This window comes from Novosphingobium sp. 9U, assembly GCF_902506425.1.
Classification (GTDB): domain Bacteria; phylum Pseudomonadota; class Alphaproteobacteria; order Sphingomonadales; family Sphingomonadaceae; genus Novosphingobium.
Window position 1 is genome coordinate 2,402,961 of the sequence record NZ_LR732469.1, and the last position, 16,873, is coordinate 2,419,833.

Below are 16,873 nucleotides of genomic sequence, written 5' to 3' on the forward strand. Positions count from 1 at the left end.
CTTGGCGTCACAACCTCTTCACTCGGCGGTCGGCCCCGCAGCCGCAATGACTAACAGTGAACTCACAACACACTCGCCACGCCATGTGCCCGGCGAAGCTGATGGCCCGTGCGCCCGGGCGTCGACGGACTGATGATCCCAGCTACACGCTCCTCAAGCTCGATTGCGCTACCGCCCCTGAAACACCGGTGTCCGCTTCTCGGTGAAAGCCTTGGCGGCCTCGGCAAAATCTTCAGTGAGCAGGCCCACCACCTGTACGTGGTTCTCCAGCTCCAGAGCGCTCTCGAAGTTGGCCTCGAGATTGGCCCACATCACCTGCTTGGTGTGCTTGACCGAGTAGGGCGCGTTCGTGCCGATAGCTCTTGCGACGTCCAGCGCGCGATCGAGCAAGGCATCCCGGTCCATCAGGTCGATGACCAGGCCGATCGCCTGGGCCTCGGTGCCGCTCACCGCACGGCCGGTGAGCATGATCTCGAAAGCGCGGCCGGCGCCGACGAGCCGCGGCAGGTGGTAGCTGATCCCGCACTCGCCGGCGCTGAGACCGAGCTTCACCGCACCGACCAGGAACTTGGTCGAGGGTGTTGCGATGCGCACGTCGCAAGCCAGTGCGATGCCGAGCCCGGCGCCGACGGCAGCGCCTTGAATGGCGCCGATCACCGGCTGGCGCATCTTGTGCACCTGCGTCATCAGCCCCGAGAACACCTCCTGCAGCGCCATCCACTCGCCCGCGCCAAGCGGCGGGGCGTCGGCGGAGCTGACCGCCTTGAGGTCGAGCCCGGCGCAGAACGTCTCACCATCGCCGGCGAGCACGACGACCTGGCAGCTGCTGTCCTGGCTGACCTGCTGCAGCGCGGCCGTCAGCTCCGCCGCCATCGCGACAGTCAGCGCATTGCGTGCCTCCGCGCGCGCCATCCGCACGACAGCGATGTTCCCGTGGCGCTCGGTGATGATCTCAGACACGCAGGGGCTCCTGATGGTATGGGTGTGTCGTAGGCGTGGGCGCGATCTTGCGGACGTCGATGGGAATGCCGGAGAATAGCGGCATGAAGTTGATCGGCTGCAGGCGCTCGCCGAGCGATGTGAGCTGGCCGACGTTGCTGCCTCCGTCAGTGACCGGGTCCTCACCGCCGACCAGCGGACCGAACATGTGCGTCATCGAAACCACACCACGACGCAGCCGCGCGTCTTCCCTGGCCAAAGCTTTCAGAGTGCCGTGAGCGGAACGCAATTCCACCAGGTCACCGTCCTGCAGTCCGAAGGCGGCCATGTCGACGCTTGCCATATAGGCGTAGTTCACCGGCAGGCGGCTGCGGGTTCGCGCCGAGTCCCGGAATGCTCCATTCAAGGCATGAAGCACGCGGCGGCAGATCAGCTGCATCGAGACGGGCTGGGGCACCTCTCGTGCGAGTTCGGCCAGCTCGTGCGCAACGTCTGCCGGGCAAAGCTCTAGCTTTTGCTGCCAGCCCACGGGTGCCGGTTGAACGAAGTGCGGCTCCACTTCGGGTCGCACGCCGCCGGGACTGGCCTTGAGCGTGTCGAACGGCACGCGGCTCTCGCTGCACAGGAAGCGGCACAGGTCTTCAGGATCGGGCGGCTCTACCGTCGACAGCGACAGGGCAAGCGGAACGTCTTCATAGCGCAGGCCATAGGACCAGAACTTGAACTCGAGCGGCACGCCCATGCGGCTGGAGATGCGCCAGAAGAACTCCCAGTCGTCGATCAACCCGGCGGGCTTGGCGACGACCGGCTCGGTGTATTGCACGAACGGCTCCGGCGCGAGGGAGTCGGCCGAGACCGACAGGTCGTGGCGTTCGAGCGGGTGCGAGGAGGCGATGACGTAATCGGCCAGCTTGCCGGTCTCGTTCAGGCGCGAGTCGACCGATACGAGCAGCTCCAGCGCCTCGAACCCCGGCTTCGCTCGCGCGGGGTCGCCCACTGCCACGAGCGGATCGCCGCCGAACACGATCAGCGCGCGGATCCGGTCAGGGGAATCCGCCAGGATTTCGGCTGGCAGCAGTGCGGTCGGAAACTCACCCATGATCGGCCCGACATCCTGCGAGACGCACTTGGGTGCGTGCTCCCAGCTGCGCGTGGGTGCCAGCGCCATTTCGCGCGCGACCTTCGGCTTGAGAGTCCCGGGGTTGCGCACGCGGTCGCCAGCGCGGCGATAGCCGCCCGAGAGCACGTTGACCGCCTCGATCATGTGATCGGCCAGGTTCGAGTGCGCCGCCATCGACGGACCGGTGCCGCTGCCCACGGTGGGTCGACGCGCCTCTCCGAGCCAGCGGGCGGCGGTCTCGATCGCCTCGACCGGGACATCGGCCCGGGTCGAGGCAAGCTCGGGCGTGAAGGGCACTACAGCGGCGCGCAGTTCCTCCAACTGGCTGCAGTGCCGGGTTGCGAAGTCCCGGTCGTAAGTGCCATCGCGCAAGAGGATGTGCGCGATCGCGGCGAACACGGCGGCGTCGTGCCCCGGCAGCGGCTGGATCAGCAGGTCGGCATAGCGCGCGGTTTCGGTGCGCCGCGGATCGACGATGATGATCCGGCCGCCGTTCTGCTTGATGTGCTCGAATGCCCGGCCGGGCGCGCCGCTTTCGGACAACGCGAAGGGCGCCCCTTGATGCGTGACGACCGGATTGCCGCCGGCCAGCAGGACCAGATCGGCATCGCGGAACGCATGCCGCCCGCTGGCCATGATCCCCATGCGACCCATCGTGACCCACTTGGCCGACTGGTCGATCGTCATCGACGAGAAGAAGCTCGGTGTGCCGATCGCCGAGACCCAGGCTCGCTCCATCAGCCCGCCCAGCACGCTGCGATAGGCGCCGGTGCCGTGGTAGACCGCGATCGAGCGAGGGCCGTGCTCGGCCAGCAAGGCGGCCAGCTTGTCGCCGATCTCCTGCGTTGCGGTGTCGTTCGAGATTGGCGAGAGTTGTCCATGTGCCTGACGCTTCAGGCTGGCGAACAGGCGGTTCTCCGCCCCTTGCTGAAATTCGATGCTGGAGATGCCCTTGGGGCACAGATAGCCGCCGTAAGGGGAGTGGCTGGCATCGGGACGCGCGCGCAGCGGCACTCCGTCCTCGACGTCGATCTCCATGGCGCACAAGGCGCTGCAATTGCGGCAGAAGGTCTTGACCGTCTGCATCGTCATGCTGCGGGGGACTTCATGCTGCAACGAACTTGGCCATGTCAGGTCACCGCCGGTTCGAGTGTGGCCGCGACGTCCCGGTTGGTGGCGCGTGCGGCGATGTCACTGGCAGCGATGTAGCCGAACACCATTGCCGGCCCGATCGTGCCACCCGCGCCCGGGTAGTTGAGCCCGAAGGGGCTGCCGGTCGCGTTGCCGGCCGCATAGAGGCCCGGGATCGGCTTGCCGCTGCCGTCCACCACGCGCGCCTTATGATCGGCCTTGAGGCCGCCCTTGGTGCCAAGATCGCCAAGGTGGATTTGCACCGCGTAGAACGGCGCCTTGCGGATTGCGCCCAGCGCAGGGTTGGGCTTGCAGGTCGGATCGCCGAAGGTCTTGTCGTAGATGGTGGAGCCCCGGCCGAACTCTGGATCCTCGCCACGGGTGGCGTACTCGGTCATGCGCCGGGTCACGTCCTCGAGCTTGGCGGGGTTGAGATCGATCTTGCGAGCCAGCTCGGCAACGGTGTCGGCCTTGAAGATGTAGTGATCCCACCAATCGGCCGGGATCGACTTGTCCGACATGATCGCGGTCGGCAGGATGCCGCCGGCCGTGAACTTCTGGCGGAACACCGCGTCAAACACCAGCCAGCACGGCGTGTTGGCACCGGTTGCCAGCTGGTCTGCTGCCATTGCCGCGCCGAAGCGGTCATAGCTGCAAGCCTCGTTGACGAAGCGGTCGCCATTGCGGTTCACGCAGACGCTGTAGGGTCGGCCGACGTCGAACACGGCCTGGTGCACTTCCTCGAAGTTGGAGGCGGATCGGTTCGGCAGGATCATGGTCGGGGCCCACCAGCCCTCGTCCGTGTGTTCGGTCGCCGCGCCAAGCGCCTCGGCCGCGATCAGCGCATCGCCGGTGTTCGCGCCCTGCGGGGTGCTGGTCCACCAAATCGAGGTCTTGACCGGGTAGAAGCGGTCGCGCAGTTCCTGGTTCCACTCGAACCCGCCCGCGCAGACCACCACGGCATGGCGAGCTTCGATGTCGTAACGGCGGCCCAGGTGGCTGACGGTGACTCCGGTGACCTTGCCCTCGGCAGTGATCAGCGTCTCCAGCCTCGTCTCCAGCCGGATCTCCACGCCTTTCGCGTCCAGCCTAGCCAGGATCGGGCCGATCAGCGCCGCGCCCGACACGTAGAGTCGGTCACGCCTGGTGATCTTGCGGGTGCTGCGGTCCCGCCAGTAGCGGCCGATGACGTTGGCGACCATCTTCTTCCAGCCGGGCCCGCGCGCGGCGATGGTGAAGGTTTCTTCCAAGTTCATCGCATAGCGGTTGAACAGCTTGAAGCGCGGGTACTGCTCGCGCACCAGTGGGAACTTGTCGCCGAGCTGCCGACCGTCCCAAGGTGCCATGACCAGGCTGCGGTCAGTGCGCGAGCCGGGCAGCTCGGCGAAGTAATCGGGCCAGGGCATCGAGATCATGTTGATCCCTTCGCCGCCCAACCAGCCGAGCATCTCGCGGCCGGTATCGACATAGGCCTCCAGCCGTTCGCGATTGACCGGCTCCTTGATCACCGCATCCAGGTAGGTCAGCGTCTCTTCGCGGGTATCGGTGCTATCTCCCAGGCCGTGGTTCGGGATCCATGCGACGCCGCCGGAGGTTGCCGAGGTCCCGCCGTACTTGTGAGCCTTTTCCACCACGAGCACCTGCAGGCCGAGATCGCGAGCGCGCAGCGCCGCCGTCATCCCCGCCGCGCCGGAGCCGACGACGATCACGTCAAAGGTCTCGCTCATCGACATCCTCCCATTCTCTCGTATCTGGTGCCTAGCCATGATCGGCGTGGGGTTCGACTGCCCTTGGAGCGACACTGCGCCGCTGGGCTGGTAGGGCTGCTGATCAGGACAACTACCCCCGCGCATGGCAAGCATATACCGCGGTTCAACGTGCACCGGGACGCAGGGGAGAGCCAGTGTCGGCATTGAAGGGCCTGAGGATCGTCGAACTCGCCGAGCACGTCGCGGGCGAGTATTGTGGCAAGCTGCTTGCCGATTTCGGCGCGGAAGTGATCAAGGTCGAGCGGCCGGGAGGCAGCCCGACGCGGCATCTCGGGCCGTTCCTTGGTGACGAACAGGGCCCCGAACGCAGCGGGCTGTTCGCCTACCTCAACACCAACAAGCAGTCGCTCGTTCTCGATATCGGTACAGTCGAGGGCCGGGCAGGGCTGAAGGCGCTTCTGGCCAGTGCCGATGCGGTGATCGACGACCATGGGGCGCAGTGGCTGGAGACGGCGGACCTTTCGCCCACGCGCTTCCTTGATGAGCACCCTGGGCTGATCTTGTGCTCGGTCACGCCGTTCGGGCTCGATGCCCCTGCAGAGCGTGCCCATGCCACCGACCTCACCGTCATGCATGCCAGTGGCCTGGGCTATCACACGCCGAGCGCCGGCGATGCTGCCAAGCCGCCGTTGAAAGGCGCAGGGCGCTTCCAGGCGAGTTACGAGGCTGGGCTCGAAGGTGCGCTGTGCGTGGCCGCCGCGATCCACCGTCAGGCGCGAACGGGGCATGGCACTTTCATCGACGTCTCGGCGCAGGAGGTGCTCGCGGGGCGGCTGGACTACGTGCTGGGCCAGATGATCGCCGGCGACATGGACGTGAGCGAAAGCCGGCACCAATTCGATCTTGGCGGGCCTGCCGGCATCTTCCCGTGCCGCGGTGGCTTCATCTACATCTTCCTGTCGACGCCGGGGCACTGGCAGGCCTTGCGCACCTTGATGGGCGATCCCGAGGAGGTGCGAGAGTTTCCGGCCAATTGGCTGGAAGTGGGCCTGACGCCAGAGCGTATCGCCTTGTGCCGCAAGCACCTGGTGTCCTGGCTGGCGGGGCTCGACAAGGACGAAGCCGCTGCAATCGCACAGGAGAACGGCATCACGCTGGTGCCCGTGAATGACATGGGAGATCTCGCCCGGTCGCCCCAGGTGCAGCATCGCGGCTACTTTCAAACGGTCGAGCACCCCGAGGCGGGGCCCACGCTGTACCCGACGGTGGGCTACAAGCTTGGTGCGTCTCCGGCCAAGATCGAGGCACCGGCTCCGAAGCTGGCCAGCACGACGGCGGCTGCGCAGCGACCCGCGCGATCGCGCACTTTGCAGGCGCCGGGCAAAGGACCACTCGCGGGTGTTCGGGTGTTGGAATTGACCAAGGTCTGGGCTGGTCCCTTCGCCGGCAAGCTGCTCGCCTTCCTGGGGGCTGAGGTGATCCGGGTTGAAAGCCGGGGGTCGCTCGATGTGACGCGCACATTCGGGGTGAGCGACATGAACAAGGCGCCTGGCTTCATGGCGGTCAACCCGCAGAAGCTGTCCGTGCAGATCGACATGAAGAGCAAGGAAGGCCTGGCGCTGCTCAAGCAACTGGCCGGCACGTGCGACATCGTCATCGAGAACATGCGGCCCGGCGCGCTCGAGCGGCTGGGGCTGGGGTACGAGGCATTGAAGGCGGTACGTCCTGACATCATCCTCACCTCGATGAGCATGTACGGAGCGGAGGGTCCGCTTGCCTACCAGACGGGATATGCACCGTGCTTCGTGGCGCTCAGCGGGCTGAGTTCGCTGGTCGGCTATGAAGGCGAGCCTCCTTCGGGCATGAACATCCGCTACTCCGATTCCAGCTTCGGCGCGGCGGCGGCGTTCGCGTCGTTGGTAGCGTTGCGGCACCGCGAGGGCGTCGGCGAGGGACAGTTCGTCGACGTTTCCGCGGTGGAGATCCTCACCAGCCTGATCGGCGACACGGTAATGGACTTCAGCCTGAACGGGCGCGCTGCGGCATGCGACGGCAACCGCCACGCCGACATGGCCCCGCATGGGCTCTATCGCTGCACCGGCGACGACTGGATCGCGATCGCGGTACAATCGGATGCGCAATGGCGGGCGCTTGCAACCGCCATCGGCATAGGCGCCGATCCGCGGTTCGAGACGCTTGCCTGCCGAAAGGAAAACGAGGCGGAGTTGGACGCGATCGTGTCGGGCTGGACACGTGATCGGGAAGCGGGCCCCCTCTCGGGCGAGCTGCAGGCGCTGGGGATTGCCGCGGCAAAGAGCGCCAACTCGGTCGATCTGATCGGTGATGGCCATCTCTGGTCGCGCGGGTTCTACCGGCATGTCGATGACCAGGACGGTGAGGCGCGCGCCGTGCTCGGTCCTTCGTGGCGGATGAGCGACGAGGCCGAGATCACCCGCCCCGCACCGCGCTTGGGCGAGCACAACGCCTACATCCTGGGCGAGGTCATGGGGCTGGGTGCGGAGGAGCAGGACCGGCTTCGTGAAGCCGGGGCGCTGCGATAACCAGGTTACCCGCGGCGCTACCTCGTATGACCTCGCCCACCTCTCAGAGCGGGCGAGGTCGGAAACTCAGGTACGGTCCCGCACGAGTTCGTAGTCTCCGGCATCGTCCACCACGGCTCTCCAGCCGCCATATACGACGATGGTGGTGAAAGTCTCTTCGATGATCGCGGGCCCGGTGATCTCGTGTCCAGGGGCAAGCGTAGCACCGGCGTAGATCGGCGTTCCGCTGAACCCCTGGCCCAGGTTCGCGCGGCGCAGCTTGGCTGGCTCGGGCGTTCGCGGCGCCACACTCGTGCCTTTGAGGACCGCAGGGGAGGGCGTCTCGACGAAACTGGCAAGGCGCACGCCGGTGATCTCGGGCAACTCGTGCTCGCGGATGTGGCCGTACTCTTCCTGGTGGCGCCGGTTGAACAACTCGATCGCACGCGTGGAAATCGCGTCGTCGATGAAGCTCGAGTCGCCCAGACCCTTCCCCACATGCACATCGAAGGTGAGGGCGAAGTTCTGGCCCGGATAGCGCATGTTCATCTGGTAACGCGCGGTGATCTGGTCGGGCTCAAAGTTGGCTGCCTTGAAGTATCGGACTGCCCGGTCCGACAGGTCTTGCCACATCGCCGTCAGCCGCGCCGTGTCGGCCGACATGACCGGCACGATGTACGAGCGCTCCTCGTCGATGCTCGGATTGGCGACCAGCGTGCCCAGCGCCGAGAACGTCGGGGATGCCTTGGGCACCAGGACGCGCTCAATGCCCAGATCCTCGGCCTGGATCGCGGCGAACACCGGTCCATTGCCTCCGTAGGCGAGCATGACCATTTCCGATGGGTCGATGCCCTTGCCGGCGGTGATCCGGCGCACGCCTTGCGACATGTTGGCATTGACCACGCGCCAGCAATCGAACGCCGCCTCCTCCGCGCCGTAGCCCATCTGCCGTCCAATCTCGGCGAACGCCTCTTCGACGCCGGCGCGGCGCAGCGAGAAACTGCCGCCAGCGAAGCCTTCGTCGGTCGAGAGGATGCCGAGCATGACCAGCGCATCGGTAATCGTCGGCTGGGTGCCGCCCCGGCCATAGCAGATCGGCCCCGGTTCCGATCCGGCCGACGCCGGGCCGACCTGCAGTGCGCCGTTGTCGACGTGGCAGATCGAACCGCCACCGGCGCCCAGCGTCTCCACCTTCACCATCGGCACGCCGATCAGATAGCGGTGGTGCATGTTCCACCCCGCCTCGGCCGGAGCCTTGCCGCCGATCACGACCGAGATGTCGTAGGAGGTGCCCCCCATGTCGACGCACAGGATATCGTCGTAGCCCTTGGCCGACCCGACGTGGGCCGACCCGATCACGCCGCCGGCCGGGCCCGACGCCAGCACGCGGATCGGTGAGCCTTCGATGTAGTCGACGGTCATCACGCCGCCGCTGGCCTGCATGACCATCAGCTGGTTGGTGTAGCCCGCGTCACGCACGCGGTGCACCAGCTTTTCCAGATACGAATAGACGCGCGGCGCCACGTAGGCGTTCACGATGGTGGTGCTGGTGCGATCGTACTCGGGCGCGCGGGGCAGCACTTCGTGGCTGGTGGACACTTGTACGCCGGGCATCTCCTCCGCGACGATCTGCGCGATGCGCTTTTCGTGCGCCGGGTTCACGAACGAGAACAGGAGCGAGATGGCGACCGACTCCACGCCCTGCTTGCGCAGCCGGGCACAGGCTTCGCGCACCGCAGCCTCATCGAGCGGCTTGTGCACCGAGCCGTCGTGCAGCACGCGCTCGGGCACGGTCAGGCGGCGACGACGTGGCGTGATCTGCACGGGGGGCTCCAGGCGGACATCCCAGATGTCCTCCTTGAAGCCGCGCCGATACTCGATCTCGTCGCGAAACCCCTCGGTGGTGATGAGGCCCGTCACCGCACCGTTCATCTCGATCAGGGTGTTATCCGCCACCGTGGTGCCGTGGACGATCGCGTCGCACTGTCCCAGGAACTCGGCGAGCCCAAGTCCCTCCATCTCGGCGAGCTTCTGCAGCCCCGTCATCACCCCGATCGAGCGATCTTCCGGCGTGGACAGGTTCTTGTGAAGTCGAACTTGTGTTCCCTTGAGCAACGCGAAATCGGTAAACGTCCCCCCGATGTCGATGCCGACGCGATAGCCCATCAATTCCCCCTCAAGCGGCCGCAGCCCCAGTCAGTCAACGGTGGCCAACTCACGGCGCAGCGCATCCGTGGCGGCGTGATCGACAGCGATGTCGTAGTCCTCGATGCTGCCGGTGAGCACCACACCGTACTTGGCGCGCGCAGCCTCGATGCTGACGTATTCGTCCAGTACGTCTTCCTTCACGGCTTCCACGTCACGCTCCAGCGGGCGGCCAAAGCCGGCGCCGCCACCGTGCTGGTAGGCGATGACCGCGCCGGCCGGCAGCATGGCCTGCGCCGTCTGCTCTATCTTGCGCTCGTTCGGCGTCCCGACTTCGAAGTGGTTGGAGTAGGGGATGGCATCGTCGCCACCGCACATGCCGCGCAAAGGGTGGTCGGCGGAGACCATCCACGCCATCGCGGTGGTGGGTTGCAGCACCTGCTTCACGTTGAGACTGCCCGGAGCGCCGCGCCACTGCCCAGCGCCGCCGCCGTCCGTCTTCATCTCGCGGCTGATGTTGAGGATGGGGAAGCGCGTTTCGGCATCCTCGGCCTCGGAAAGGATGAGGCTGCCGAGACTTACCGGGCACGAGCCCCACCCGTCGATCCCCGGAACGGCTGAGACGTCCATCGAGCGGCAGTCGACGCCCTGGTCCATCCACATCGTCCCGGTTTCGTCGAAGCCGATGACGGCGTTGGGCATCCCAATCTTGTAAAGCTGGGGTGCGGAGCGCTCCGGTGCGACGTTGCTGAGCGCGAGGCACACCGCCTCGGTGATCTCGCAGGCCGGGTGGAAAGACCCGAGCGCGGCGGGCTTGTTCGGCGGCGGCTGGGCGATCGACCCTTCCGGAATCACCATGTCGACGGCGTTGAAGTAGCCTTCGTTCTTGACGATCTGCGGGTCCATCGCGGCCACGACCTGCGTCATGATGTAGCTGCGCGTGTTGGCGAAGGTATTCCACACGCCCACCAGGTCGGGGCGATCGTCGGTTCCGGTCAGGTCGACCGTCAGCTGGTCGCCTTCGATGCGGCACGTGACCTGGACCTTGATGTCCTTGGTGCCGGCCGTGTCATGATCGATGAAGACGACCGCTTCGTAGGTACCGTCCTTCCATCGGGAGACCTCCTGGCGGCAGCGAGCCTCGGTGTGGTCGATCGAGTGGTTGATCGCGGCCTTGACCGTTTCGGACCCATACTTGCGGATCAAGGCCTGGAGCCTCGTCGCACCCTTTTGTACGCCGGTGACCATCGCGGCGAGGTCTCCCGCAAACGAGGGGAAACGGTTGTTCCGCTCCACCATGCGGATCACGTCCAGGCGCTTCTCGCCGCGATGGACCAGCTTCAGGCACGGGTAGGAAACGCCTTCGGTGAAGATATCGGTTGCCTCGAGAGTGAAGCCGCCCGGATCCTTGCCGCCGGTGTCGCCCTGGTGCGCCTGCAGCGTCTGCACCACGATCAGCTCGCCGGCATCGTCGAACACCGGGGCATAGACGCAGTAATCCGGCAAGTGGCCACCGCCGTGGTCGGGATCGTTGGCGACGAAGACATCGCCTGGACCCCAGTCGTATGTGTCGAAGTTCAGCAGGCCCCAGCGGACCATCATCTGATTGACGAACGTCAGGTGCGGGGTGCCGATGGCGCCCATGGCAAGGCGTCCGTTGGCATCGACGATAGCGGCGTTGCGCTCGTTCGACTGGTTGATGATGGGCGAGGAAGCGGCCCGGCCGAGATGGGTGGCTGCCTCGAAACAGACAGTCTCGAATGCGCCGCGGATGATGTCGGCGGTGACCGGATCGATGTTGGCCCCGGTCTTCAGTGCCGGAGGCTTGGCCGCGAGCTTGCGATTGAGTTCAAAGGACATGAGGCGCATCCTTTCTCACTGTTCGGTCGGCCAGGTGCCGGCGGCAGATTGCTGGGCAAGCGGCGAAGTGGTGTCGCCGATCTCGAACAGCGAGCCATCCTTGTCCTTGCCATAGACGGAGAGCGCGAGGCCGAGATCGACGGCGCTGACCGAGGAGTGCTTCGCCTGCTGAGAGGCAATGCCGCCATTGCCGGAGTCCGTTCTGGGGCTTCGCCGCATCGCGCAATTCTCCCGAGCGCCGCCCATCGTGACGTGCATCTTCAGCCTGCTCGCTAGGCCGCGTCCGGATGGTCCGCAAGGTGCGGCACCGCTGCTGCCACATCCGGCAAGACACAGTGCAGCGTGAGCACAGCGCAGCCGGCGTCATGCGTGCTAGCGCCGATGCCGGTATTGCGAACGAACGGACGATGTTTCTATGGGCGACCCGACCTTCCTGCGAATCCTGCCGCAGAGCGAACTGCAGACGGGCGAGAAGAGGGCGGTCGACGTCGCCGGCAAATCCATCCTCATCTGCCATGTCGGCGACAAGCTGTTCGCCGTCTCCAACATCTGCTCGCATGCGGACGAGAAGCTGGAGTGTGGGCGCTTGGGCAACGGCTGGATTGCTTGTCCGATCCACGGTGCCCGGTTCGACCTGGCGAGCGGCAAGGCAAAGAACCCGCCAGCCAAATGGCCGATCGCCACGTATCGGATACGCGTCGTGGACGAATGGATCGAAGTCGCGGTGTAGACAAGGCCCCGACTTGCGACTGGGTGACCTGAAAGCCCGCCTGAGCGACGGAACGGAAGTGCTATGCCAACGCGGGCACCTGGCGCCCGCGGAACTCGCGCGGGGCAACGTTGTAGCGTGACTTGAACATGCGGCTGAAGTGGGCGCTGCTCTTGAAGCCGGCGAGATAGGCGATCTCGCTGATGGCGTAATGCTGCATCTTCTCGTCGCTCAGCCAGTCGTGCGCGGTGGCCATGCGCTTGTCCCAGACGAGGGTCGAGAACGACAGCTCGCTCTTCTTCAGCACGTGACACAGGTAGCGCAGCGAGATCCCGCAGCTGTCCGCGACCATCCGCGCATTGAGATCCGGATTGGCGAAGTTCTGATTAATGTACCGCGTGATGTCGCCGATCCGCTTGTCGGAGATGGACTCGCGCGCCGGCGGATTGCCGGAGAGACGCGTGATGGTCTTGCTGATCCCGGTGAGCAGCGCCTGCACCAGTTGCTCGGCCATGTCCTGGTCGATCTGGTCATCCTGCTCGAACACCAGGTCGAGGATGCGATCGGTCAGCGCCAGTTCGCCGCTGGATGTCGGGAAAGGACGGCCGACTTCGATGTTGTCGCCCAGTACGGCGTAGATCTTGTGGGAAGGCACGACGACGTGCATCACCTCAAGCTCGCCGTTCTCGGGTGGAACCAGTTCCATGTAGAACGGCCGGGTCGAGCGGGTGATGGCGCACTCGCCCGCGTGAACGACATGGCGCCCGGCGGCATGGGCGATGCTCATGTGCCCGCGCCGCATGAACCAGAAGATCACCAGGTTCGTCTTGTCGTTGCGGATGTGCCCCCAGGACCGGCGGAACGCGAGCCCCGACCGCGACACTTCCTTGCAGATGGCATACTCGCCCGCGAGGCTCTTCTCGATGCGCACGTCGACGTTGTGCGACGACAAGGGCTTCAGATCGCCGTCGTAGTAATCCGCCTTGTTCCGGCCGCGGAACTCGAACCGCCGCGATTCGTGGTTAGCGGTCGTCATGTCGAATGCGAGCACAGGCATATTCTTATCCTTCTCCAGGAACGCTCTTACGGCGTGATGCCACGATAGAGTGCCTTCCGATCCGAGTCACGGTGTAAGGGGGCTCAGAAGGCGAACGACAGCTCCATACCGTACGTGCGCGGCTTGCCGACGACCGCGCCATTGTGGCCGAGCGCAACCGCCAGCTGCATGCCGCCCACGAAGTACTCCTCGCCCAGCAGGTTCTCGCCAAAGAGCGCCGCCGAGAAGTTCGATCCCATGATCTCCTTCCAGCTTAGCCGCCCGTTCACCAGCGCATAGCCGGGCAGGCGGGTGCGGGGCGACACACTTGCCGCGGCGTTCGAGAAGTACTGCCCCGATTGCGCATAGACCTCGCCTCGTAAGGTGATCTCGCCCGCATCCTGCGTGCCTGGCACGGTCAGTTCCGCCCATGCAGTGCCCGACGCTTTGGGCGTGTCGCCAACGGGGCCATAGGAATAAGTACTGCCGAACAGCTCCACCCGGTTCTTGGTGAAGTCGGCGTCCGTCAGTGCAAGCTGGCCGCCCAGCCTGAGCCAGTCCGCCGGGATGAGCGTTCCCTCCGCCTCGATGCCGCGCACGCGTTCTGCCGGCACGTTGGTGGTGAAGGCGATTGAGGCGAGGGGGCCTGCCGGGCCGTCTGGATCGGGGAATTCGACCCGTTGCACATCCTGGATCCACTGGTTGAACAGGGCCAGGCTCAGCGACGCGGGCCTGCCGAAGGCGCGACCGCTGAACTTGATGCCGCCTTCGATGTCCTGCGTCGTCTCCGACTTGAAGAAGTTGCTGCCCCCCAGCGTGACGATGCCGACTGGATCGAGCGTGCCGTTGTAGCCGCCGCTGCGGAAGCTCCCCCGCGTCTTGAGATAGAGCAGCAGATCGGGCGAGGGCTTGTACTCCAGGCCGACTTCCCAGCTCGGATCCTTGTAGGTGCGTTTCTGCTGGGGCGGGCCGAAGTTGTCCGAGCCGGCAAGCTGCACGCCGAAGACCCGCTCCCGCGTATAGCGCAGGCCTGCTGTCAACTTGAAGCCGGGCGCGCCGATCCGCTCCAGGTCGTAAGTACCCTGCGCATAGAGCGCGTCGGTGTAGTTCTTGATCCGGAAGTGGTTGATTGCATACGTCGGAAATCCGGGGTTCGGCGCAAGGTCGAAGTACGTCTGCGGATAGAGCGATCGGTTCTTCTGCCGCTGAAGGTACAGGCCAACGATGAACTCGAGCGCGCCATCGGCCGCTTCGCCCTGCAACTGCAGTTCTTCCGAATAAGATCGCAAGTCTTCGACGTTGCCGAACTCGCCCACTGCGGCATTCGCCGTCAGAATGGTCGCATAAGGCGCGCCGAGTTGGGGTTGCTGTGAGTCCGTATAGGAGTCGACCAGGCCGAAGATGTTGCGCAGGCGCAGCCCGGCGCCGAGGTCGACCTCAGTCGTGTTGGAGATATTCCAGTTCTCGCCGAAGTGGTTTGCACCGCTGGGGTGGTTGGTCCGGTAGGGACCCAAGCGCCTCTGCTCGTCGACATAGGCCAGCAAGCCAGGCGCATAGGCATTCGGGTGCGCCGCCAGGTATCGCGCCCAGGCACCGGGCCCCAGCACGGTGTCGAGCGTGGGGCCGAACAGCAGACCCGCGCTGCACGATAGCGTAAAGCCGTTGTTGGTCTCGCCACAGCCATAGACGCTGTAGGTGTACGAGGCGCCGGTGTTGGTGCCGCGGCTCTTGGCGTATTGCACGACCGTGGTGTTGACGATGTCGGGGGTCGGCTTGAGCGTCAGGGACAGCCGGCCACTCTCCCGGTTGATCTTGCCCAGGTCCTCACCTGTATACAGGTTCCGGATATAGCCGTCGGCATAGGAGAGGTTGAACGCGCCGCGCAGCAGCACCTTGTCATCGACGAGCGGGATGTTGATCGCGCCTTCGGCCTCCCGCCGATCATAGTTGCCGTACCGGCCGCGCACGAAGCCTTCCAACGCATTCGTCGGTTTTGCCGAGGTGAACAGCACCGCGCCGCCGGTCGCGTTGCGGCCGAACAACGTGCCCTGGGGACCCTTGAGCACTTGCACGGATTGCAGGTCGAAGAAGCTGGACGAGCCGCTGACGGGCATCGGCACTTCGTTCAGGTACGTCACCACCGCGGACGGCGAGCCGCTGAAGATGTCGGCGCTCTGCCCCCGCAGCGAGTAGGTGAGCGAGTTGTTGCCCTGCGTCTGGCGGATGGTGAGGCCGGGAACGGTGCGTTGCAAATCGGCATCGGTGACGACTGCACGCGTCACCAGATCGTCGGAGCCCAAGGCCGTGATCGAGATCGGAACATCCGCGAGGCTCTCTTCACGGCGGCGCGCGGTGACGACGATCGGTTCCGAACCGTGATCATCGGCCACCCCGGCCTGAGGAGCGGCGCCGTCGTTCGCACCTCGCTGCGCGAACGCGGGCGATGCAGCCAATGCCAGAGCGGTGGCGAGTGCCGAGCCAACGCCAAACTTGCGCCCCGATCCGTTGCGGTTGAGCTTCACGTGATCCTCCCGGATTGCCCTTGCTGGGCATTCTCTTGTGCCGGGTCACCTTAAGTTGCCTCAGAGTGCCATGCCATGTCTGCACGAGCAGCCGGACGCGCCTGTGGGCGAGATGCCTCATCGGCCCCGCGCCGCTTTGCCCAGGACTGACATGGCACTTGCTCTTGTCTGTCAGCAGAATGCAATCGCTCCTTTTGGCTTGGCGGGCTGCTCCCGGCTGGGTCTATGTGGAGCGACAGGCCGTGCAGCTGGCGTCGACCCACTGCCCTGAGCCGCAGACGATCCAAGAGCGGAGTGGGATTGGGAATGGGCGAGCATACGGTCTTGGGTATGGGGTCGGTGCAGGACCCGACTGCGAGGCCGGTTGTCCTCATCACCGGCGCGAGTGCGGGCATCGGAGAGGCGATCACGCGACGTTTCGCGGCAGCGAATTACCGGATCGTCGCCATCGCGCGGCGTCCGGAGAAGCTCGCCGCCCTCGCGGACAGTCTGGCCGGGCAGGCCGAAGTCGCGACCCTTTCGCTCGATGTGGCCGAGCCGGACAGCGCGGCACGCGCCATCCGCTTTGCCATCGACACCTTCGGTCGGCTCGACTGCCTGGTGAACAACGCCGGATCAGGGCGCTGGGCTCCAGTTCACCAGACCGATGACGCGGCCATGGACGAGGTGATCGACATCAGCCTGAAGGCCACGTTCCGCTTCTGCCGCGAAGCGGTGCCGGTCTTGCGTCCCGGCTCGGCGATCGTCACCGTAGGTTCGACTTTCGGCCTCATCGGCGGACTGGACGGCGGCATCTATTGCGCGGTCAAGGCCGCCTTGGTGGGGCTGACCCAGACGCTCGCAGCGCAGTATGGGCCGCAGGGCATCCGCTCCAACCTGGTTGCGCCTGGCGTGATCAAAACGGACATGACCAAGGACTATTGGGACGCCCGCGGCTTTCAACGCTTGAACCACGAGATGACCCCCTTCGATCGCGAGGGTACGCCCGAGGACGTGGCCAATGCCGTGTACTTCCTGGCCTCGCCCGAAGGCAGCTACATCAACGGCCAGTCGATCGCTCTCGACGGTGGCTGGACCACCACCAAGTTCCTGGCGACCGACGCTCTGGTGTCGGATCGCGTTCCCCCGCAAGCGGCCAGCGCCGCGGTGAACGGCTAATCGG

The 16,873-nt window shown here is 65.5% G+C and carries 11 protein-coding genes; 3 read left to right on the forward strand and 8 right to left on the reverse strand.

Features of this window, described 5'->3' with window-relative positions; translation table 11 throughout:
- Positions 1–168 precede the first annotated feature (168 nt).
- Genes GV044_RS11260 through GV044_RS11270 form a run of 3 tightly spaced genes read right to left on the reverse strand, consistent with a single transcriptional unit; the run spans position 169 to position 4,917 of the window.
- On the reverse strand, positions 169–960 hold the full coding sequence (locus GV044_RS11260; RefSeq protein ID WP_236554875.1) for an enoyl-CoA hydratase/isomerase family protein: 792 nt from the start codon (positions 958–960) through the stop codon (positions 169–171).
- Complete coding sequence (locus GV044_RS11265) at positions 953–3,151, reverse strand: molybdopterin-dependent oxidoreductase (protein ID WP_159869526.1); 2,199 nt, start codon at positions 3,149–3,151, stop codon at positions 953–955. The genes GV044_RS11260 and GV044_RS11265 overlap by 8 nt, the downstream gene beginning before the upstream one ends.
- A gap of 38 nt (positions 3,152–3,189) precedes the next feature.
- Positions 3,190–4,917, reverse strand: coding sequence for an FAD-dependent oxidoreductase (locus tag GV044_RS11270; RefSeq protein ID WP_159869529.1), 1,728 nt, complete (start codon positions 4,915–4,917; stop codon positions 3,190–3,192).
- A 176-nt stretch (positions 4,918–5,093) separates the two neighbouring features.
- On the opposite strand from GV044_RS11270, the gene GV044_RS22135 reads away from it, so the two are divergent.
- A complete protein-coding gene (locus tag GV044_RS22135) occupies positions 5,094–7,460 on the forward strand; it encodes a CaiB/BaiF CoA-transferase family protein (RefSeq protein WP_159869533.1) in 2,367 nt (788 codons plus the stop codon).
- A 66-nt stretch (positions 7,461–7,526) separates the two neighbouring features.
- Here the strand turns inward: GV044_RS22135 and GV044_RS11280 are convergent, their stop codons facing one another.
- From GV044_RS11280 to GV044_RS11290, 3 genes are read right to left on the reverse strand one after another with little or no spacing between them, the layout of a single operon-like run.
- Positions 7,527–9,605 carry a hydantoinase/oxoprolinase family protein gene (locus GV044_RS11280; RefSeq protein WP_159869536.1) on the reverse strand — a complete coding sequence of 693 codons (2,079 nt, stop codon included), beginning with the start codon at positions 9,603–9,605 and terminating at the stop codon, positions 7,527–7,529.
- Positions 9,606–9,635: 30 nt separating this feature from the next.
- Entirely contained in the window at positions 9,636–11,444 is a 1,809-nt protein-coding gene (locus GV044_RS11285; RefSeq protein ID WP_159869539.1) for a hydantoinase B/oxoprolinase family protein, read from the reverse strand.
- Between the two features lie 15 nt (positions 11,445–11,459).
- Complete coding sequence (locus GV044_RS11290; RefSeq protein WP_159869542.1) at positions 11,460–11,663, reverse strand: hypothetical protein; 204 nt, start codon at positions 11,661–11,663, stop codon at positions 11,460–11,462.
- A 196-nt stretch (positions 11,664–11,859) separates the two neighbouring features.
- On the opposite strand from GV044_RS11290, the gene GV044_RS11295 reads away from it, so the two are divergent.
- Entirely contained in the window at positions 11,860–12,174 is a 315-nt protein-coding gene (locus GV044_RS11295; RefSeq protein WP_159869545.1) for a non-heme iron oxygenase ferredoxin subunit, read from the forward strand.
- A 61-nt stretch (positions 12,175–12,235) separates the two neighbouring features.
- Here the strand turns inward: GV044_RS11295 and GV044_RS11300 are convergent, their stop codons facing one another.
- Both GV044_RS11300 and GV044_RS11305 read right to left on the reverse strand, forming a co-directional pair.
- Positions 12,236–13,210 carry an AraC family transcriptional regulator gene (locus tag GV044_RS11300; protein ID WP_159869548.1) on the reverse strand — a complete coding sequence of 325 codons (975 nt, stop codon included), beginning with the start codon at positions 13,208–13,210 and terminating at the stop codon, positions 12,236–12,238.
- A gap of 83 nt (positions 13,211–13,293) precedes the next feature.
- Positions 13,294–15,711 carry a TonB-dependent receptor gene (locus GV044_RS11305; RefSeq protein WP_159869551.1) on the reverse strand — a complete coding sequence of 806 codons (2,418 nt, stop codon included), beginning with the start codon at positions 15,709–15,711 and terminating at the stop codon, positions 13,294–13,296.
- A 306-nt stretch (positions 15,712–16,017) separates the two neighbouring features.
- On the opposite strand from GV044_RS11305, the gene GV044_RS11310 reads away from it, so the two are divergent.
- The gene (locus tag GV044_RS11310) at positions 16,018–16,869 is read left to right on the forward strand and encodes an SDR family NAD(P)-dependent oxidoreductase (protein ID WP_236554876.1); all 852 of its coding nucleotides are present in this window, start codon (positions 16,018–16,020) and stop codon (positions 16,867–16,869) included.
- The last annotated feature ends 4 nt before the right edge of the window (positions 16,870–16,873 follow it).